This window comes from Longivirga aurantiaca (assembly GCF_042660085.1).
GTDB lineage: Bacteria > Actinomycetota > Actinomycetes > S36-B12 > CAIYMF01 > Longivirga > Longivirga aurantiaca.
In genome coordinates, this window is record NZ_JBHSTI010000011.1 from 1 (window position 1) to 510 (window position 510).

Consider the following 510-nt stretch of genomic DNA (forward strand, 5'->3'; position numbering starts at 1 on the left):
TGCTCCGTCAGGGCGGCGCCCACGGTCGACCCGGGGCCGAGGACCACCTGGAAGAGCCCGTCGGGAAGATCGACCTGGGCGAAGATCCGCTCCAGCTCGAGCACGGAGAGCGGAGTCAGCTCCGCCGGCTTCACGATGACCGCGTTCCCGCAGGCGAGTGCCGGTGCGATGTTCCACGCGGCGATGACGAGGGGGAAGTTCCACGGTGCGATCACGGTGACGACGCCGATCGGCTCGCGGACCGTGAAGTCGAGTCCGCCGTCCACCGGGATCGTGTCGCCGAAGCTCTTGTCGATGGCTCCCGCGTAGTAGTCGAAGGTGTCGGCCACCATGGCCACTTCGCCACGGCTGTCGCCGATGGGCTTGCCGACGTTGGCGGTCTCCACCTGCGCAAGGGTCTCCGACTCGGCACGGATGAGCTCGGCGAGGTGGCGGAGCGCCGGGATCCGACGGCGCTGAGGGAGTCCTGCCCACTGCCGCTGTGCGCGCGTCGCCCGCTCGACCACCTCA

At 69.6% G+C, this 510-nt stretch carries 1 protein-coding gene; it reads right to left on the reverse strand.

The genetic code is table 11. From position 1 onward, the window contains the following. Positions 1 to 506 (reverse strand): aldehyde dehydrogenase family protein (locus tag ACFQGU_RS15560; RefSeq protein ID WP_386768466.1); only part of this gene is annotated, 506 nt, incomplete at its 3' end. Between the last annotated feature and the right edge of the window lie 4 nt (positions 507 to 510).